The organism is Rhizobium indicum, from assembly GCF_005862305.2.
Taxonomy (GTDB): Bacteria; Pseudomonadota; Alphaproteobacteria; order Rhizobiales; family Rhizobiaceae; genus Rhizobium; species Rhizobium indicum.
The window spans coordinates 92,324-111,074 of the sequence record NZ_CP054023.1 but is presented as its reverse complement, the minus strand read 5'-3'; the positions used below and the strand labels follow the sequence as shown (position 1 = coordinate 111,074).

At 60.3% G+C, this 18,751-nt stretch carries 19 protein-coding genes; 11 read left to right on the top strand and 8 right to left on the bottom strand.

From position 1 onward, the window contains the following. The first annotated feature begins 83 nt into the window (after positions 1 to 83). The 6 genes from FFM53_RS30270 (at position 84) to FFM53_RS30245 (ending at position 7,483) form a co-directional block, all read left to right on the top strand. Positions 84 to 1,028, top strand: coding sequence for an ABC transporter permease (locus FFM53_RS30270; RefSeq protein WP_138331421.1), 945 nt, complete (start codon positions 84 to 86; stop codon positions 1,026 to 1,028). Beyond that, positions 1,025 to 1,843 (top strand): ABC transporter permease, encoded by an 819-nt coding sequence (locus tag FFM53_RS30265; RefSeq protein ID WP_138389629.1) that lies wholly within the window; start codon positions 1,025 to 1,027, stop codon positions 1,841 to 1,843. The genes FFM53_RS30270 and FFM53_RS30265 overlap by 4 nt, the downstream gene beginning before the upstream one ends. Beyond that, the gene (locus FFM53_RS30260) at positions 1,840 to 3,468 is read left to right on the top strand and encodes an ABC transporter ATP-binding protein (RefSeq protein ID WP_138389630.1); all 1,629 of its coding nucleotides are present in this window, start codon (positions 1,840 to 1,842) and stop codon (positions 3,466 to 3,468) included. Before FFM53_RS30265 ends, FFM53_RS30260 begins: the two co-directional genes overlap by 4 nt. A 1-nt stretch (position 3,469) precedes the next feature. After that, positions 3,470 to 4,330, top strand: coding sequence for a serine hydrolase (locus FFM53_RS30255; protein WP_138331418.1), 861 nt, complete (start codon positions 3,470 to 3,472; stop codon positions 4,328 to 4,330). A gap of 24 nt (positions 4,331 to 4,354) precedes the next feature. Further along, on the top strand, positions 4,355 to 5,899 hold the full coding sequence (locus tag FFM53_RS30250) for an ABC transporter substrate-binding protein (RefSeq protein ID WP_138331417.1): 1,545 nt from the start codon (positions 4,355 to 4,357) through the stop codon (positions 5,897 to 5,899). A 135-nt stretch (positions 5,900 to 6,034) separates the two neighbouring features. Continuing rightward, complete coding sequence (locus tag FFM53_RS30245; protein ID WP_138331416.1) at positions 6,035 to 7,483, top strand: M20 family metallopeptidase; 1,449 nt, start codon at positions 6,035 to 6,037, stop codon at positions 7,481 to 7,483. A gap of 135 nt (positions 7,484 to 7,618) precedes the next feature. Here FFM53_RS30245 and FFM53_RS30240 read toward each other — a convergent pair whose 3' ends face one another. Further along, positions 7,619 to 8,059: a DMT family transporter gene (locus FFM53_RS30240; RefSeq protein ID WP_138389631.1), complete on the bottom strand. Its 441-nt coding sequence runs from the start codon at positions 8,057 to 8,059 to the stop codon at positions 7,619 to 7,621. After that, the gene (locus FFM53_RS30235; RefSeq protein WP_138389632.1) at positions 8,056 to 8,538 is read right to left on the bottom strand and encodes a DMT family transporter; all 483 of its coding nucleotides are present in this window, start codon (positions 8,536 to 8,538) and stop codon (positions 8,056 to 8,058) included. The genes FFM53_RS30240 and FFM53_RS30235 overlap by 4 nt, the downstream gene beginning before the upstream one ends. Positions 8,539 to 8,737: 199 nt before the next feature. On the opposite strand from FFM53_RS30235, the gene mug reads away from it, so the two are divergent. From mug to FFM53_RS30215, 4 genes are all read left to right on the top strand, one after another. Continuing rightward, on the top strand, positions 8,738 to 9,244 hold the full coding sequence (mug, locus tag FFM53_RS30230) for a G/U mismatch-specific DNA glycosylase (protein ID WP_173883704.1): 507 nt from the start codon (positions 8,738 to 8,740) through the stop codon (positions 9,242 to 9,244). A gap of 52 nt (positions 9,245 to 9,296) precedes the next feature. After that, positions 9,297 to 11,054: an MOSC and FAD-binding oxidoreductase domain-containing protein gene (locus FFM53_RS30225; protein ID WP_138389633.1), complete on the top strand. Its 1,758-nt coding sequence runs from the start codon at positions 9,297 to 9,299 to the stop codon at positions 11,052 to 11,054. Between the two features lie 103 nt (positions 11,055 to 11,157). Continuing rightward, a complete protein-coding gene (locus FFM53_RS30220) occupies positions 11,158 to 12,003 on the top strand; it encodes a pirin family protein (protein ID WP_138389634.1) in 846 nt (281 codons plus the stop codon). Between the two features lie 60 nt (positions 12,004 to 12,063). Beyond that, positions 12,064 to 12,282 carry a hypothetical protein gene (locus tag FFM53_RS30215; RefSeq protein ID WP_003553121.1) on the top strand — a complete coding sequence of 73 codons (219 nt, stop codon included), beginning with the start codon at positions 12,064 to 12,066 and terminating at the stop codon, positions 12,280 to 12,282. 377 nt (positions 12,283 to 12,659) lie between these two features. On the opposite strand, the gene FFM53_RS30210 is transcribed toward FFM53_RS30215, so the two are convergent. The 6 genes from FFM53_RS30210 to FFM53_RS30185 all read right to left on the bottom strand — a co-directional run bounded on the left by FFM53_RS30210 (position 12,660) and on the right by FFM53_RS30185 (position 17,366). Then, on the bottom strand, positions 12,660 to 13,070 hold the full coding sequence (locus tag FFM53_RS30210) for a TIGR02588 family protein (protein ID WP_138389635.1): 411 nt from the start codon (positions 13,068 to 13,070) through the stop codon (positions 12,660 to 12,662). A gap of 6 nt (positions 13,071 to 13,076) precedes the next feature. After that, positions 13,077 to 14,003 carry a TIGR02587 family membrane protein gene (locus tag FFM53_RS30205; protein ID WP_138389636.1) on the bottom strand — a complete coding sequence of 309 codons (927 nt, stop codon included), beginning with the start codon at positions 14,001 to 14,003 and terminating at the stop codon, positions 13,077 to 13,079. A 113-nt stretch (positions 14,004 to 14,116) separates the two neighbouring features. Continuing rightward, the gene (locus FFM53_RS30200; RefSeq protein WP_138389637.1) at positions 14,117 to 14,929 is read right to left on the bottom strand and encodes a DUF1206 domain-containing protein; all 813 of its coding nucleotides are present in this window, start codon (positions 14,927 to 14,929) and stop codon (positions 14,117 to 14,119) included. Between the two features lie 293 nt (positions 14,930 to 15,222). Continuing rightward, the gene (locus FFM53_RS30195; protein ID WP_138389638.1) at positions 15,223 to 15,756 is read right to left on the bottom strand and encodes a GNAT family N-acetyltransferase; all 534 of its coding nucleotides are present in this window, start codon (positions 15,754 to 15,756) and stop codon (positions 15,223 to 15,225) included. 19 nt (positions 15,757 to 15,775) lie between these two features. Continuing rightward, positions 15,776 to 16,597 (bottom strand): bifunctional allantoicase/(S)-ureidoglycine aminohydrolase, encoded by an 822-nt coding sequence (locus FFM53_RS30190; RefSeq protein WP_138389639.1) that lies wholly within the window; start codon positions 16,595 to 16,597, stop codon positions 15,776 to 15,778. Between the two features lie 115 nt (positions 16,598 to 16,712). Then, positions 16,713 to 17,366, bottom strand: coding sequence for a glutathione S-transferase (locus tag FFM53_RS30185; RefSeq protein ID WP_138389640.1), 654 nt, complete (start codon positions 17,364 to 17,366; stop codon positions 16,713 to 16,715). Between the two features lie 123 nt (positions 17,367 to 17,489). Here FFM53_RS30185 and FFM53_RS30180 point away from each other — a divergent pair, with 123 nt between their 5' ends. Beyond that, positions 17,490 to 18,704: a polyhydroxyalkanoate depolymerase gene (locus tag FFM53_RS30180; protein ID WP_138389877.1), complete on the top strand. Its 1,215-nt coding sequence runs from the start codon at positions 17,490 to 17,492 to the stop codon at positions 18,702 to 18,704. Positions 18,705 to 18,751 lie beyond the last annotated feature (47 nt).

Sequence of the window (18,751 nt, the reverse complement as noted above, 5' to 3'; positions counted from 1 at the left end):
GATATTTCCTCATTCGATCATAGTCTGCGGCAACGAAACCGATGGCGCCGGGCACTGTCCGTCGCCCATCGCGGGGAACAAAAATGCTGAAATTCGTTCTAAACCGCCTGTTGATGGCATTGCCGACGATCGTCCTCGTTTCGGTGACCGTTTTCACGCTGATCCGCTTCATACCCGGCGATCCGGCGGCCCTGATGCTGGGTGATATGGCCGAGCCGGCTCAGATCGCGGCAATGCGCTCGGAACTCGGCCTCGACAAATCGCTGCCGGAACAGTTCCTGATCTGGACCGCCAATGTCGTCCAGGGTGATTTCGGCCGCTCGATTGTCAATGACGAGCCGGTTCTGCCGCTCGTCGCATCACGCTTTCTGGTCAGTGCCCAAATCGTCGTCGTCGCCGTGCTTCTGGCGAGCCTCATCGCCGTGCCGGCCGGTGTCATCGCCGCCTGGCGGCAGAACAGTCTGACGGACCTGGCACTGGTCGGCACGGCCACGATCCTGCTGTCGATCCCGACATTCTGGCTCGGCCTCCTGCTTCTGCTTTTCTTCGGCTTGAAACTCAGCTGGCTACCGGTCCTCGGCTATGTCTCGATCGGCAGCAACGTCACCGGCGGCCTGCTTTACCTCGTGCTGCCGATCATGACCCTGGTCATTCACGAGATGGGTGTGTTGATCCGCATGGCGCGCGCCTCGACGCTGGAAGTGCTGCGTCTCGACTATATCACCCACGCCCGGGCCAAGGGGCTTTCCGAGAGCGCCGTCCTCTGGCGGCACGCCTTCAAGAATGCTTTCGGCCCGACCTGGACAGTCATCGGTCTGATCCTCGGCAATCTGCTCGGCGGCATTGCCGTCATCGAGACGGTCTTCACCATTCCGGGGCTCGGGCGACTGATGGTCGACAGTATTTTTGCCCGCGACTACCCCGTAATCCAAGGGTGCCTGCTGTTCGTCTCGCTTTCCTATGTGCTGGTCAATTTGGTCGTCGACCTGCTCTATCCCTTGTTCGATCCGCGGGTAGTCGCCGAATGAAAAACGTCACCTTCAACGGCTTCATCGGCAGTATTCTCATTGCCGCATTGCTCATCTCCGCTGCGATCGGCCTTTTCTGGACCCCCTATGATCCGATGAAGCTCGGCTTCACCGCACGGCTGGCGGCGCCAAGCAGCGCCCACTGGCTCGGAACCGACGAATTCGGCCGCGATGTGCTCAGCCGCCTGATCGTCGGCGCCCGGGCGAGCGTCTGGATCGGCACCTTGACGGTCACATTCGCAACGGTCTGCGGCACGCTGATCGGTCTCGTCAGTGGTTATGCCCGCGGTTGGGTCGATGCCGTCATCATGGCCGTCAACAATGCGCTTCTTGCCTTTCCCGGCATCCTTCTGGCGCTTGGATTGCTCGCCGTCTTCGGCGCCAACCAATATGGCATCATCTTCGCGCTGGGCATTGCCTATTCTCCCTCCATGGCCCGCGTTGTCCGGGGTGCCGTCCTGTCGCTGCGCGAGCGGGAATTCATCGAGGCCTCAAAGGTGATGGGCAATGGCGAGCTCTATACCATGTTCCGCCATATCCTCCCCAATTGCGTCGCCCCGATCACCGTGCTTGCGACCTCGATGTTCGGCTGGGCGATCCTTTCGGAAAGCGCGCTCAGCTTTCTCGGCCTCGGCGTTCCGCCACCGGCGCCGACCTGGGGCAACATGCTGGCTGCCGGCCGACCATTCATCGAGCAGGCGGTCTGGCTGGGTCTGTTCCCGGGCCTGGCGATCGCCCTGACGCTCCTCGGCATCAATCTTCTGGGCGACGCTCTTCGGGACAAGCTTGATCCGCGGATGAGGGGGCTGAAATGACCAATAGAACGCTTTTGAATGTCCGCAATCTGTCGCTTCAGGTCACAGGGACCGGTGTCCAGGTCGTCAAGGACGTCAACTTTGACATCGCGCCAGGCGAGATCTTCGGCATCGTCGGAGAAAGCGGATCGGGCAAGACGCTGGCAACACGCGCCCTGATCTCGCTGCTGCCGGCACCCATCAAGGTGATCGGCGGCTCCGTTGCCTACAAGGGACGCGACGTGCTTTCCATGAACGGCGCGCAATTGCGCCAATTGCGTGGTGCGGAAATCGGTGTCGTCTTCCAGGAGCCGATGACCTCGCTCAATCCCTCGATGACCGTCGGCCGCCAACTCGAAGAAGGCTTGCAGCTGCATACGATATTTTCACAGGAAGAACGGCGCAGCCGGATCCTCGACATGCTGAACCGGGTCGGGATCCGCGATCCCGCCGGGGCGCTCACGTCCTATCCGCATGAATTCTCGGGCGGCATGCGCCAGCGCATCATGCTGGCATCGGTGATGCTGCTGAAACCGGCGCTCTTGATCGCCGACGAGCCGACGACGGCGCTCGATGCCGTGATCCAGCGCGATGTCATGGAACTGATGGTGGAGCTGACGCAGGCGGAAGGCACCGCCGTGCTGCTGATCAGTCACGATCTGCCGATGGTTGCGCGTTACACGAACCGTATCGTCGTCATGGAAAAGGGCGTGATCGTCGAAGAAGGATGCACCGCCGATCTGCTCGACGCACCGCAGCGTGCCTATACGAAGAAACTGCTTTCCTCCCTGCCGTTCCGCGGAGAGACGCGGATGATCGACAAGACCAGGGCGCCGATGGTCTCAGCGCGGGATATCGTCGTCGACTATCCAGGCCGGCGGTCGCTGATGAAGACGGCAAAGCCGAAACGGGCGCTGCATGGCGTCAGCATCGATATCCACGAGGGCGAAGTCGTGGCGCTGGTCGGCGGTTCGGGTTCCGGCAAGACCACGCTCGGCCGCACCATTGCCGGACTGGTCCGCGAGAGCGAAGGCGATATCCGGTTCAAGGGACGCAGCCGCGACGACGACTGGATGGATTATCGGCTGAATTGCCAGATGGTGTTTCAAGATCCTTATTCCTCGCTCGATCCGCGCATGACCATCCTCGCGCTCGTGGAAGAAGCGCTGCGGCTCGTTCCCGATCTCGACGCTGCGGCAAAGCGCAAGCGCGCCCTGGAGACGCTGGAGGAAGTCGGCCTTGGGTCCGACTATGCCGGGCGCTACCCGCATGAGCTTTCGGGCGGTCAGCGGCAGCGCGTGGCGATCGCCCGGGCCATTGCGCGCCGGCCGAAATTCCTGATCGCCGACGAACCGGTATCGGCGCTTGACGTGACGGTCCGGGCGCAGGTGCTCGAACTCCTGTCCGATCTGCAAAAACGCTACGGCTTTTCCTGCCTGTTCATCAGCCATGATCTCGGCGTGGTCGAACAGGTGGCCGATCGCGTCGTCGTCATGCAGGACGGCCGGATCATCGAGGAGGGCGACCGCGATACGGTTTTCGACAGCCCGAAGGAGGCCTATACGCAAAGGCTTCTCTCGGCCATCCCCGCTCTGGACCACAATGCTCAGGGCGGCGTGATCCTCAAATGGCGCCTGGAGAACTGACATGACGATGATTGAATCCGGAAAGCTTGCGGAGCGATTGAACGCGATCTGCGATGCCCAGCCTTTCGTGACCCGCTTCATGGTGCGTGCGCTTGGCAGCGGCGAAACGATCGGCAGGGGCGCGGACGAGGAAACCCCTTCCGCCAGCACCCGAAAGACCTCGATCATGATGGCTGCCTTGAAGGCCGCCCATGAAGGCCGCCTGGACCTGGACGAACGGATCACCTACGAAAAGCGTTTCGCCGAGGAAGTGGCGAGCGGGATGTTCCGCTATCTGACGCCCGGTATCGTCATATCGCTGCGTGATGCCATCACCGGCATGATGGTGCTGAGCGACAATGTCTGCACCAAGATGGTGTTCGAAAGGCTGACGCTCGAAGAGGTCGACAGCTATTGCAAGTCGATCGGCATGACGGGCACCAACCATCGCTTCCTCATCCCTCCCTTGGCGCTGTCGCCCGATCATTCATTGAAGGCCGTCACCACGACGACGGCGCGGGATCAGGTCTATCTGCTGCAGACCATCCTGGATGCGCAGGATTCGCGGGAAGCCGCGGACCGGCTCGGCTGCTCACAGGCGCTCAGCGCCTATGCGCTTCAAACCCTGAAGAACCAGATCCTGCGTTATGCCATTCCTTCCCGGCTGCCATTCGGGGTGCTCGTCGCCCACAAGGGCGGCACGGGAAAGCGCGGCCGCATGAATGCCGGTATCGTCTATCGCGACGGTTCCCCCTTCTACATCATCGCCGTCTATACCGACGACGTGCCGCAGGAAATGCAGGACGGCACCCCCGGCTACACGGTCGCGCTTGAAACCATCGGCAGGCTTTCACGCGCCTGCTGGGATGAATTCCAATCCTAAAGATCATAAAAAGAGGGTAGAACAATGCACAAGCTTCTTCTTGCAGGCACCATGTTGATGGCGATGACCGGCGTGGTCGACGCCCGCGACATCGTCGTGGCTCAAAGTTCCGATCTGCGCAGCAACAATCCGGGCGTCAATCGCGACGGCAATACCGATGGAGTCATCCTGCATATCGTCGAGGGGCTCGTCGGCTATGCCAACAACGGCGAGGTTAAGCCACTGCTGGCAAAGAGCTTCGAAGTCTCGGCGGATGGGCTGAGCTACAGCTTCAAACTGCGTGATGACGTCAAATTCCACAACGGCAAGAAATTGACCGCCGATGACGTCGTGTGGAACTGGAACCGCTATCTCAAGCCCGAAACGAAATGGACCTGCCTTCCTGACTTCGACGGCAGCGGCACCGTGCATGTTACGGGGGTCAAGGCAGTCGATACTTCGACCGTCACCATCACGCTGGAAAAGCCATCGGCAGTTTTCCTTGGCCTGATGTCTCGCCCCGAATGCGGTTACACCGGGATGATCTCCCCGGAATCGGTCGGCGCGGACGGAAGCTTCGTCAAGCCGATCGGCACCGGTCCCTTCAAATGGGATGAATGGAAGAAGGGCGAGTATATCCATCTCGCCAAGTTCGACGATTATGTCTCGCCCCAGAACGACGGCAAGCCCGACGGCATGGTCGGCTCCAAACGCCCTCTCGTCGACGGCATCAAGTTCATGGTCATTCCCGATGCTTCGACCGTAAAGGCCGGCCTTCAGTCCGGCGTGCTCGATACCGCGGAGATTTCGCCGGATCTCATTCCCGAATTCAAGACGAGCGACACGATGCAGCTGATCGTGGCTCGCAACAACGGCAAAAACCTCTTTTACATCCAGACGCGCGACAAGGTTCTGAGCAATCCCGGCGTGCGCCGCGCCATGGCGATGGCACTCGATCTCGACCAACTCGTCGAGGCCGCCTCCAATGGCACCGGCGCAGCCAACGGTTCGATGGTTTCGCAAGACTCGCTCTATTTCGACGATGTCCAGAAGGAGCGTCTGCCCTACGACATCGAGGCCGCAAAGAAAGAGCTTGCGACGGCCGGCTATAAGGGCGAGCCGATTACCATCATCGCCAACAAGCGCAGCAACGTGCCAAGCTTCCCGGCCGCGGTGATGGCGCAGGCCATGATGCAGCAGGCAGGTCTCAATGTGCAGATCGAGGTGCTCGACTATGCGACGCAGGTCGATCGCCGCCGGTCCGGCAACTACCAGATCATCTCGCAATCGGTCGCGCCGCGGCTCGATCCGGCGCTGATGTACGGCTTCTATGTCGGCAACAAGGACAAGAATGCGTCATTGATGTGGGATGACCCGAAGGCTGTCGAGTTGATGAAGGCCGCCTATGCGGAGGCCGACCAGACGAAGCGTCAGGCGCTCTTCGACGAGTTTCACACGCTGATGCTCAAGGAAATGCCGGGCATCTTCCTCTATGACATGGTCGATGTCTGGGGCGCGACCAAGAAGCTGAAGGGCCAGCCCGTCTGGCAATCGAATGCCCGTCTTTGGGAAGTTTCGCTCGACAATTGAGCCTGAACTGCCGCGCCCGGATGGTTCGGGCGCCGCCATCCCGTTTCGACAGTCAACAGGAGATCCGGCAGGCAGTCCTGCCGGGTCCGGTGCAACACGTCCCTGTGGCGGCAGGACAGACAGCGAGGAAATGCCATGAATCTTGACGCGATCAGCTCCATTGCCGCGACGGTCGAAAAGATGAAACCGGATTATATCGCCCTCAGCGACAGTATCTGGGATTTCGCGGAGCTGAAATTCGAGGAGCGGCGCTCGTCGCAATTGCTGGCAAGGACACTCGAGGAAAACGGTTTTGCCGTGCGCCGCGGCGTCGCAGACATGGAAACGGCCTTCATCGGCGAATCCGGCAGCGGCAAGCCGGTGATTGCTTTTCTCGGCGAATTCGATGCCCTGGCCGGAATGAGCCAGACCGCCGACGTCGCCGAGCCTCTTCCCGAGGCGGCGGGCGCAACCGGTCACGGCTGCGGGCACAATCTGCTTGGTGTCGGATCGCTAATGGCGGCGGTTGCGCTTGCCCGCCACCTCAAGGAGAACAACCTGCCCGGGACGGTGCGCTATTACGGCTGCCCCGGAGAGGAGGGCGGTTCCGGCAAGACCTTCATGGTTCGCGCCGGCGCATTCGATGACGTCGATGCCGCCCTGACCTGGCATCCGGCTCCGTTCAACGGTGTTCGTTCGACGAACAATCTTGCCGTTCTCGAATATTACTATCGTTTCAGGGGTGTCGCGGCACATGCGGCCAACAGCGCCCATCTCGGCCGTTCGGCGCTCGATGCGGTCGAACTGATGAATGTCGGCGTCAATTTCCTGCGCGAACACATGCCGCAGGATTGTCGCGTTCACTATGCGATCACCGACACCGGCGGCAGGGCCGCCAATGTCGTGCAGGCGAGCGCCGAAGTTCTCTATCTGATCAGGGCGCCTGACATGCCGCAGGCGCTTGCGCTTGCCGGGCGCGTCGAGAAAGTCGCACGAGGTGCTGCGATGATGACCGAAACCGCGGTCGAGATCGTGTTCGACACCGCCTCGACGAACCTTCTTCCCAACATCACGCTTGAAACGGCGATGCACGAGAACATGGTCGCGCTCGGGCCGATAGCCTTCGACGAGACCGACATCGCCTTTGCCAGGAAAATCCAGGATACCTTCACTGAGGAAGCGATCAGGAGCAGCATCCGCCTCTATCAGATCAAGGGCGATGTGTTCTCCAACGCCAAGGTCGATGGATCGACGCCCCTGCATACCGGTCTGCGCGATTTCGAGGGACAATCGCATTTCCGGGCCGGATCGACCGATGTCGGAGATGTCAGCTGGGTGACGCCGACCGCGCAATGCTGGGCGCCAGCCTGGGCGATCGGCACCAATCCCCATACATGGCAAGTCGTCGCGCAAGGAAAAAGCCCGGCCGCGCACAAAGCCATGGCGCATGCGGCCAAGACGCTTGCGACAACGGGGCTCGCATTGATGTCGTCATCCGACCTCCTGGCAGCCGCGACGGCCGAGTGGCGGGAAAAGACCAGCGGCAAAGCCTATGTGTGCCCGATACCCGACGATGTGATGGCTGCATCGGTTCACAGCCGGTAACCCTGCCCTGAGAACGCCGCGCCTAAAAAGATGCTGCGGGGCGGGGGGCGTTCCCCGCCGTCCATCCGTCCCTTGGCTGGCGATCGGTCGATGAAATTGCCCGGTCGGCCATGGCGTCGAAAACCATCCGCATGGCTATTGCGAACCGCCGACTTTGCGTCGTCCCCGGCTGACCATCATTCCGCCGACGATGAGAACAATTCCGGTCGCGTTTGCCCAAAATGACGCTGGAACGGCGCTGATATAATCAAACGCTACCCCTGTCACCATCTGGCCACCGATGATCAGCAGAGCCGAATTGACCGCACCTATTCGAGCAATGACCCAACTGCCCGCCGCCACGAAGATGACGCCGATCGGACCACCCAGATAGGCATACCAAGGCGCCTCGGCAGCACCCGCAGGAAGCAGACCTCCGACAAAGAGACCAAGGCAGGTGAGGGCAGCAAAGCCTATGGCATGATTCCAGAAGGATGCAATCAGCGGCGTCGTCGATATGCTCAACCGTCCATTGAGCTGACGACTGAGGCCGACGAGCACACCGCCCAGGCACGCGAGGAGAATGAACACCGTCACGCCGCACCTCGCCCAAACAGGATGATGAGTGCAGCCCCCGTGACGACCAAGCCGAGTGCAGCGATGTCTCGTCTATCCGGACGCCGCTTTGGCAGACCGAACAATCCCCAGCTGTCGGCCGCGACGCTGAAGGCGACCTGGCCCGCCAAACCCAAAGCCAAGGTGCCGGAGAGCCCGAGCGGTGAGTTGACCGCAGTCGAGGTCAGAATGACCGTTGCCGCACCGGATATCCCACCGAAGTAAGCCCACCAAGGCGCATTGGGGGCTTTTTCTACCCTCGGCGTGCGCCGGCGGTGGACCATTAGGAGAAGAATGACGGCAGCAATTATGCCTGTGCCGTGAGCGGTCCAAGATGAGAACAGGGGATTGCCATAACGGGCCAACTCCCCGTTGAGGTGCACCATGAATGTCAGCAGCCCGCCCGTGGCAAAAGCTCCGACGAAGTAGATGGGATGCGAATTACGTGCTTCGGTGGTCATTGCAGATCCTGTCAAAGAATCGATTGCGCCCGATATTTTTCAAATTGCCACTAAGGCCATTCATCGGCATTTTCGGCAAGATGATTAGCACCGTGTGTCTGTTGCACGGTTGGTGTATTTGACAGGCTTAATTCGAGCGATGTCCCATAATGCAAGAGATGCCATGTCCGCGGACTTCGATAGGCCAGACTCCTCCACGATGCCGAAAGCCGGATTGTCGGAAATCCTCGCTCCTGGCCTTTCCGTGGTTTTCTGCGGATTGAATCCGGCTCTGTCCGCCGTTCGCGACGGGCATAATTTCTCGAACCCGAGCAACCGCTTTTGGCGGGTCTTGCATCTGGCTGGATTTACACCGCGGCTGCTGCGAGCGGATGAAGAGCGCGAGCTGCTGGAAAATGGCTGTGGTCTGACATCCGCGGTTTCACGTCCCACGAAAAGCGCAAGCGAACTCAAGAGGCAGGATTACCTCAGCGCCGCGCCCGTCCTGGAAAACAAGATACGAAAGTTTGCGCCAGCCAATCTGGCCTTTCTTGGAAAGGCTGCATACGCGGCGATCAGTCTTCGAGCCGATGTTGAATGGGGTCGGCAGCCCGAGGAATTTGCCGGCGCAGGCGTCTGGCTCTTGCCAAATCCGAGCGGCCTCAACAGAGCCTTCACCTTGACGACATTGACCGAACACTATCTCGAGCTGAGATTGACGCTGTAGCCATCCTCCGTCGATCTCGAGATTGCGGTGATCGTCATTCGGGAGAAATGTCATGGTACACTTGCTTTCGGTCAATGTGGGCTTGCCGCGCGACATCACCTGGCAAGGCAAGATCGTTAACACAGGCATTTGGAAGACGTCGGTCGACGGCCCGCGTATGGTGCGGCGCCTGAACGTGGACGGTGATGGACAAGGCGACCTGGCTGGCCACGGCGGCGAACGCCGCGCAGTCTTTGTCTATCAAATCGATTCCTATCGGTACTGGCAGGAGCAATTGCGCCGAGACGACTTCGTCTACGGGCAGTTCGGCGAGAATTTCACCGTCGATGGATTGCCGGACGCAGAGGTATGCATTGGAGACCGTTACCGGATCGGCGGCGCTTTGTTCGAAGTGACGCAACCGCGCGTCACCTGCTACCGGCTCGGCATACGCATGGACGAGCCGGAGATGGCCGCGCTGGTGGTCAAACACGGTCGGCCTGGTTTCTATTTCCGTGTGTTGGAGGAAGGGGAAGTGCAGGCCGGCGACGAGATCACGAAAGTGGCCTCGGGGCCCGAGGGCATGAGCGTTTTCGAGATCAACGCGCTGCTTTATATGCCGGGCCACCCCCGCGATCAGTTGGAACGCGCGCTGTGTATCCCGGCGCTGAGTCCAGGCTGGCGTCATTCTTTCGAGGCGCTGCTCAAGCAGGAGCGGAAGGAGGGCGCGCCGACAGGAAATGCCGGGCTGACAGCCGCGTCCGGCCCACCGGCATGGCGCGGGTTCCGCCCGCTGCGTGTGTCGCGCAAAGTGCGCGAAAGCGGCAGCGTGGTTTCCCTCGTACTCGAGCCGGCGGATGGCCAAGCTGTTGCCGCAGCACTCCCCGGGCAGTTCGTGGTGCTGCGGCTCGGGCCAGCTTCTGCGCCTGCGCTGATGCGCAGCTATTCGCTATCAGGCGAGCCCAGCGCCACCCGCTACCGCGTCAGCGTCAAGCGGGAAGCCCATGGCGCTGCCAGCGGTTACATCGACGACGAGCTGCAGGTCGGCGACATCGTGCAGGCAAGTGCCGCACGCGGCAGTTTCACATTGCGGCCGGGAGATACGCCGGTTGTTCTGATAAGTGCCGGGATCGGGGTGACGCCGGTGCTGGCGATGCTTCATGTTTTGGCGGCCGAAGCATCGTCCCGGGAAGTCTGGTGGCTATACGGAACCCGCAACAGCCGCGAACATCCGTTTGCCGAGGAGGCGCGCGGGCTGCTTAAGAGGCTTCCTCACCACCAAAGCCATATTTGCTACAGCACTCCCGACCCCGCGGATCGGCCTGATATAGATTTCGACGCTCGCGGCCATCTGGATGCGCAGGCGCTCAAGTCGCTCAACCTGCCGCGCGATTGCGACGTCTATGTCTGCGGACCGTCGACCTTCATGAGCGATCTGACCGTCGGCCTTGCAGCCTTGGGCATCGGGCCGGATCGCATCCACACCGAGATGTTCGGCGCCGGTCCGTCGATCACACCTGGCATAGCTGCTTCGCCGCGCCGGCCACCACATTTGCCGGCAGGGCTTCCAGACTCAGGGCCGCTGGTGTCGTTTGCCCGCACCGGTCTTAATGTGCGCTGGGAGGCGACATTCCAGAGCTTGCTCGAACTGGCCGAGGCCTGCGACGTGCCGGTACGGTGGTCGTGCCGAACCGGCGTCTGTCACACTTGCGAGACCGGACTTGTCGAGGGAAGCGTCGGTTACCGGCCGGACCCGGTCGATGCTCCGGCGGATGGCAATGTGCTGATCTGCTGCGCGAAGCCTGAGGGCGACATCGTGATTGATTTGTAATTCCTGGACGAACGCGTCGACCGTGATTCTCGATCGATCGATCGCGACGCGCGGCGCGGTAATGGCCCGGTGCCGTCACTGCCTTGCAAGCATGGAGGATGCGATGCTGATCAAGGGCGAACGAACATTCGTGGTGCGGGGTGCGGGAGGCTTCGTCGCGCATGTCAACATGCCGGGCTGGTTGAAGCCGAAGCCGACCGATCACGGCCACGGCCCTCTCGCCATGGTCGTTGAATCGATCCTCGATCCCGGCCACCAGGTCGCCATGCATGAGCACCGGAACGACGAGATCATTTCCTGGGTGCCCGAGGGTGTCATGCGTCACGACGACAGGGCGGCTGGCCGACTGGTGATCGACCGCGATCATCTGATGGTGATGAATGCCGGGGTCAGCTTCTGGCATTCCGAAGAGACGCAGGCATCCGATCCGCCTCTGCGGATGCTGCAGATCCTTATCCGCCCTCATGCGGTCGATCTCGAGCCAAAGATCCAGTACGGACCGATGCCGGCTGCCGCGGCAAACGTCTGGCGACACCTGGTCGGGCCGGAAGGGGAGGGCGCGCCGTTCTATGTCCGCAGTGCGATCGACGTCTTCGACATACGGCTAGACGCGGGCGTACGGGTGGAATTCCCGCAGAAACGAGGCCGAGACCTCTATTTCTATGTCTTCAGCGGTTCCGTAGTCGTCAATAAGGAGACGTTCGCCGAAGGCGAGCAGGGGCTGCATTTATCGGATGACAAGCTCGAAGTAGAGGCGCAGAGTGCAAGCACGTTGGTGGCGTTTCTGCTCGACCCGAACGCACCACTCACCAGGCAGGGGACTGTTGGCGACCACAAGAAGATTCCGCCAGCAATCATCGTTCGCGCGTTTCTGAGGTGGAGGAAATTGCGCGATATGTGGCGTCGTCATCTTTCGCATCGCCGCTCGAAGGCCAAAAGGGCAAAATGAATGGAACAAGGATGCCCTTAACGGGTTTCGAACCTTAGCGTTCAATAGGAGGAGCATTTCATGCCTACGGTTGCCGCCACACCCATTACCCCACCGGACCAGCATGTTGTAACAGCCCGCGAAGCCATCGAACCGCTTTATGAGAAGCTCGAGCTTCAAACGGAATCGCTGGTCCTGTCTGCGGCGCTGGAAGCGGGATGGTCTTCGGACGAGGCAACCAAGGCACTGGCGACGCTCAGACTTCAGGACGCACTTTCCACCCTTGGACGAACGGCCTGACCAATAAAACTCCGAGAATAATCGACGTCTCCTGTCGGAATGCCGACTGTCAGTTACTGACCGGTGTCGCGCGGCGTGCTGACTAGCACGGCGGCTGCCTGACTAGCGGCGTGGAGCGCGCCCTCGCATTTTCAGTTTGACCAGGCATCCCATCTTGCAGGGAAGCTCGATCAAACTCTGCGCCATGCGCGAACCAAGTATCCACCGGCGCCCTCGATAGGGTCGCTGCCCGGGATCGAGAGTTCGGCAATGGTCAAAAGTTGCTCCTCAGACGGAGCTGAAGTCAGTATGTCTGCATGCTGTCCGGGCGGATAGCCTCCCCACCACGGAAAAATCCGCACCGGCGGCGAGACGGACGTCGAAACGTAGCATCTCGACTATGGCTCATCAAATGAGGACGCTCTGACCGTCAATGTCTTCCCGGCGGGGTCTTGCTGGAATATCAGCCCACCTCTGGCTTTCGAATGTCCTGGGACATAGTCCAAGACGGTCTCGACGTTTTCAAGCACCGAACCTTGTTCTCGTATCTCGCCCTGGACGGTTACCTGCGACGCGGTCGCGCTTGAATCGTTTCGGATTTCGAAGAGGACCTGAAAGCCACCGCCGCGTTTTTCGGTTTGCAGCACGACCCCGACCAGATTCGGCGAAGAATCACGGTCCACCAATGCATCCTTGCCAATCCAAGCAATCACGCCAAGGACAATTACGGCCGAGACGACGCCCGTGGCCCATTCAATCCAATGCGGTTCGCCTGCTTCCACATTTTTGTCGTTGAAGATTCTTGTCATGGTACCTCACAGGATCAGGCGAGCTGCTGCCGCGCCAATGGCACCGGGAAAGCCCAGAACGACAACGGCCATAAGGATTTGGGTAGACCCGATGTCATCGGTTCTATGGAACGTCCAGAGGCAATAGGCACTGATCAGACCGGCAATTACGTAGCCCGGCAGGGTGAAGCGAACGAAAGCGTGCCAGCTTGGCATACCCTCGGCGAGATCGTGGCTCCCCTTGAAAGAAAGGGCGTAAACGAACCCATGCATGACCGCCAGCGACGCGGCGATCATGAGCAGGGCATGCCACGGCGTCATCTTGTACGAGAGCAAGATCATTTCCTCGGTGGGCGCGACGTTGAGGTTGAGGAACAGGGCGCCGACCGCCATCAGGAATAGTTCACCGGCATAGCTCGTTTCCCGTTCGTGGACTGGGTCATCACTATCGCCTTCCTTGGCATCGTCACCATCGTCCGATTGTCCGCCGAGCTGGCTCCGACCTAGCATCGCGCCAATGCTCGCAGGTATGGCTTGGATGGCGATCATTCCGATAATCTCGTGCAGAGATTGGTCGTATTTCAGAACCCCCATGGCGAAGAGGATCAGTGCGCTGCCCAGAACCCCAAGGCCGTAGGCAATGCTTGCGTCACGGATCGCTTGTCGCCAGGTCGACGTCCGCTCAAATCCGATCCGGTCCGAGAGAATGACGAGAAGGGGAATATTGACGATCAGCAAGAGAAACAGGCGGCTGCGGTCCATGTAGAAGCCGAGCTCCCACATTTCCATGGTCATGAACATGGGCAGCGCGAAAAGCAATGCTCCCGCAATACCGCGTGCGATCCCTGCAAAACATTTGCTTCTATCGAAATCCTCACGCGTGATCGCGACACTCAAGTTTGATCTCCCCCTAAATGAAAAACTCCCACCACCCGTAAACCGAGGCGGCGGCATTCAAAGCGCACGCGCTCGCTGCAGAAGTACGGGTTGGACGCATGAGCACCAGCGCCGCCGAAGTCAAAGCCGTCATGGACATCAAGGTTGACATGACTCTTCTCGAATGCTTCTCAGTTGTGAGATAGTGGCAGTTCCGACCGTACCTGCGAGAGTTTTGGTGTCGACACGGTTCGATATCGTGCCTCGACCAAATTATAGATTCCGAACGCAGCCAAGCCGATAGCCACGACGAGGTAGAGAACAGCTCCGAAAGGAAGCTGCCTCACGAAGGTCAAGGCATCACTTATGCTCCCTGCCTGGCCCGGATCGACGGTGAAGGCCGCATAGCAAAAGAAGACGCCGACGATCACGAAAACGACCCCGCGGGAAACCAGCCCATAGACGCAAACCAATAACAGAGGTCGACTTTGACCGAGCGTCAGATATCGCTCAAATCGCCGTGTGATACCTTTCAGCGCGGTAACAGCACCGCCAACGACAAAGCCGAGACCAATCGCACCAGCTAGGAATCGACCAAACGGTTGCGACATGGCCCAGGCTGCCAAGCCCTTTTCTCCGCCGTCGCCACCGGATCCAAAACCAAGGGCGTCCTGAAAGGCGTATATCGCCAACCCCATGTAGGTCACGGCGCTCCCGAGGAGGGCGGCACGGATCAGGTAGCTTTTCACACTGTGGTCATGGTTGTCTGCGTTTGCGATGGACTGGGCAAGCCGCCATGCTACAAAGCCGAGTAGCCCGAGCCCTATCAAGCCCAGCCACACCCGGCCCAATGGCTGTTCCAAGACAGCGTCGAGCGCTAATTTGGTATCGGCCTTTCCGCCGCCGAAGCTCGAAAAAACTGCCAGCGCAGCAACGAGCAAAAACACAATGCCTCGGGCGCTATATCCAGCCCGCGCAAGCCATTCTAATTTCGACTTGGTCATCTCTGGTTCCCCCGCCGCGTTTTTTAACGAGCGCCCAGCAAAACAGTTCCGACTTCTCGCGGTGAATCTCTTCAACGAGGCGAACTCCTCGAACTTTTATTGCGATTTTGATTGTCGGAAGCCAACAGGGGTTCCAATGAAACGAGATTGCGAGCAGCGCGAAACGCGGCTAAATATATTTCAGTTCCATAAGATAGATTACGCCACTTTCACAATCATAGATTGGTAAAGCTATGCGCGCGCACTCTTGGTTGTTTGAGGAACTCAGCTGGGACCTCCCTGAGATCCGCCTTTCAAATACCGTTTGATGATCGCAGTTCATAGAGCACGTGATGGCGCAACGGATGCCCTTCGGCCAGATTGGGATGATCGAACTCACCGATCCGGTTCATCCCCAGTCGTCTCATCAAACCCCAGGAATTGCTGTTTGCGGGCACCGTGAAGCTGACGATGCGGTCAAGCTTCAGCTCGTCGAATGCAAAGTCGAGAGACCGTTCCGCGGCCTCGCGCGCATAGCCGGCGCCGTGCCGAGACGCTGAAAGCCGCCAACCGATTTCGACTGCCGGGGCAAATGGCAAAGTAGGTGAAACCTTGGCGAGGCCGCACATGCCGATCAACTGGCCGCTTGCCTTCTCTTCCAACGCCCAGAATCCCCAGCCATGGTCCTCGAAGTGCCGGTCGATACGGTCCAGCATCGCATTCGACTGTTCGTCGGTCAGAGGATTGAGATATCTGACAACGTCGGGCTCGGCATTGATCGCAGCGAAGGGCTTGCGATCTTGCGGTCGCCAGGGTCTCAAAATCAGACGTTCGCTTTCGAGCCTCATCGTCCCTCTGCGATAGCTCCTACCAGAGCGTCATGTGACGGTTGACATCCTTGTAGAGCAGATAGCGGAACCGGCCGGGGCCGCCGGCGTAACATGCCTGCGGGCAGAAGGAGCGCAGCCACATGAAGTCGCCGGCCTCGACCTCGACCCAATCCTGGTTCAGCCGATAGACCGCCTTGCCCTCCAACACGTAGAGACCATGCTCCATGACATGGGTTTCCATGAAGGGGATCGTCGCACCCGGCTCCAGCGTCACGATATTCACGTGCATGTCGTAGCGGACATCGGCGGGATCGATGAACCGGGTCGTCCCCCAGCGCCCATCGGTATCGGGCATTGCCAAGATGGGGTGTTCGTCCTCATGGGTGAAGATCGCCGGCGGCAGCTCCAACCCCTCGACCTCCTGAAAGGCCTTTCGAATCCAATGGAATTTTGCCGCAGTCGAGCCGCCGTTTTTCAGGCGCCAGACCGAACCCGCCGGAAGATAAGCGAAGGAGCCGGTGCGAAGCGCGTGGCTGACGCCATCGAGTTCCACCGTCACCTCGCCGTCGACGACGAACAGGACCGCTTCAGCCCGTTTATCGGGCTCCGGCCGATCGCTTCCACCGCCGGGCTGAACCTCCATCACATATTGCGAGAAGGTCTCGGAGAAACCGGAGAGCGGCCGGGAGAGAACCCAAGCCCGCGTTCCCGTCCAATGCGGAAGGACGCTGGTGACGATGTCAGTCATGACGCTGCGCGGGATGACCGCGTAGGCCGTGGTGAAGACGGCCTTGCTGGAAAGCAGCTCGGTCTGCGGCGGCAGTCCGCCGAGTTTGGAATAATAGTCGTTGTTGTTCATCGGTCCAGATTTCGCGGCATGTGGCACTGCATCTGATTTATGCGCCGCTCATCGTCCAGGCAACTCTTAATTCGTCGCGTGAAAATCGATGCGGAGCCGCACCGCCGCGTTCCCTTCAGAACTCGACTTCCAACTCGACGATCTCGTCCGGCTCGACCATCGCGCCTTCGGTCCACTCGCCCATCAGCGGCCAGGACAACACCGTCTCGACATAGGCTGCAAGCCGCGGCTCCAGCTCCACCGCATAGGTGCGGAAGCGGGTGCAGACCGGCGCGTACATCGCATCGGCCACGGTCGGCGTGGTGCCGAACAGCCAGGGCCCGCCGCTTGCCTCGAGGCATTCGGTCCAGATCGCCCTGACACGCTCGACATCGGGCCGCGCGCCCGAAAATATCTTGAAGCTCGCATGCCGCGCCTTGAGGTTCATCGGCAATGCCGAGCGCAGGTTATGGAAACCCGAATGCATCTCGCCCGAGACCGACCGGCAGCGGGCGCGCGCTGCGCGCTCAGTGGGCCAAAGCCCGGCATCCGGCACGACCTCATGGAGATATTCGGCAATCGCCAGCGTGTCCCACACCGTCACGTCGTTATGGGTCAGCCTCGGCACTAGGACCGACGGTGAAAGCAGAAGCAGTTCCTGGCGCGCCTCGTCATCCAGTTCCACAAGGACTTCGGCGAAGTTCAGCCCCGCCATCCGGCACAGCAGCCAGCCGCGCAGAGACCATGAGGAGTAGTTCTTCGAGGAAATCGTCAGTGCAGCTTGCGACATCGGGCTCGTATCCTTGTCGGACAATGTTGCTTCTTCCTCGATAATCTTCTCGCATGGTAGGACATATTCCACTAGCATTTTTTGCACCGCCGCATCGATGCGGCAGTGCGGGAGATTTCGGCCATGCTCTACCAGGCCTATCAGTTCCAGGATGATCTCATCGCGCCGCTCCGCGATCTGGCGCGGCGCTTGCAGATCTTCTCCGCGACAGCGCTCTGGGGATCCGGCAGCGAAATGGGACGGCACTTCGCCGCCGCGCTGGAGATGATCTCACGCTTCGAGATCACCCACCAACGTCCGGATTTCGCCATAGACTCAGTCATGATCGGCAATCGCGTGGTGCCCGTCACCGTCGAGACCGTGCTCGGCATGCCCTTCGGCACGCTCCTTCGTTTTGCAACGGACACCGATGCAAAGCGGCCGCGGGTGCTGGTCGTCGCACCGCTGTCCGGCCATTTCGCCACACTCCTGCGCGGCACCGTGCAGACCCTGCTGCGCGATCATGACGTCTATATCACCGACTGGGCCAATGCCCGCGACGTGCCGCTGTCGGCCGGACGCTTCGGCATGGACGACTATGTGGACTATATCATGCATTTCCTGGAGGAGATCGGTCCGGGCGCTCATATCCTCGCCGTCTGCCAACCCTGCGTGCAGGCGCTGGCCGCCGTTGCCGTGATGTCGGAAGAGCGGCATCCCGCCACCCCACGCACCATGACGCTGATGGCCGGGCCGATCGATCCGCGCGAGAGCCCGACGAAGGTCAACGAGCTTGCCGTGTCGAAATCGCTCGCCTGGTTTGAGAATTCGCTGATCACAGGCGTTCCCTGGCGTTATCGGGGTGCGGGACGGCGGGTCTATCCCGGCTTCCTCCAGCTCGTCGCTTTCATGTCGATGAACATGCAGCGCCACCAGGACGCCCATCGCAGGCTCTACGACCATTTGGCGAAGGGCGAGACGGCCGAAGCCGGCAAGATCAAGAAGTTCTACGACGAATATTTCGCCGTGCTCGACCTCACCGAAGAATTCTACATCGAAACCATCGAACGCGTCTTCCAGAAGGCGGAACTCGCGACCGGCGACCTCACCCACCATGGCCGCAAGGTCGACCCGGGCCAGATCCGCAACACGGCGCTTTTGACCGTCGAGGGCGGGCGCGACGACATCTGCGCGCTCGGCCAGACCTCGGCCGCGCACGATCTCTGTCGTGCGTTGCGCCCGCATCTGAAGCGCCATCATCTTCAGGCCAATGTCGGGCATTACGGCGTCTTCAGCGGCCGCCGCTGGGAGGGAGAAATCTACCCGGTCGTGCGCAACATGATCCTGGCGATGGAATAGCGCCCGTCAGATCCGGAAGCGATCGGCGTGCCACGTCAATGTGAAAG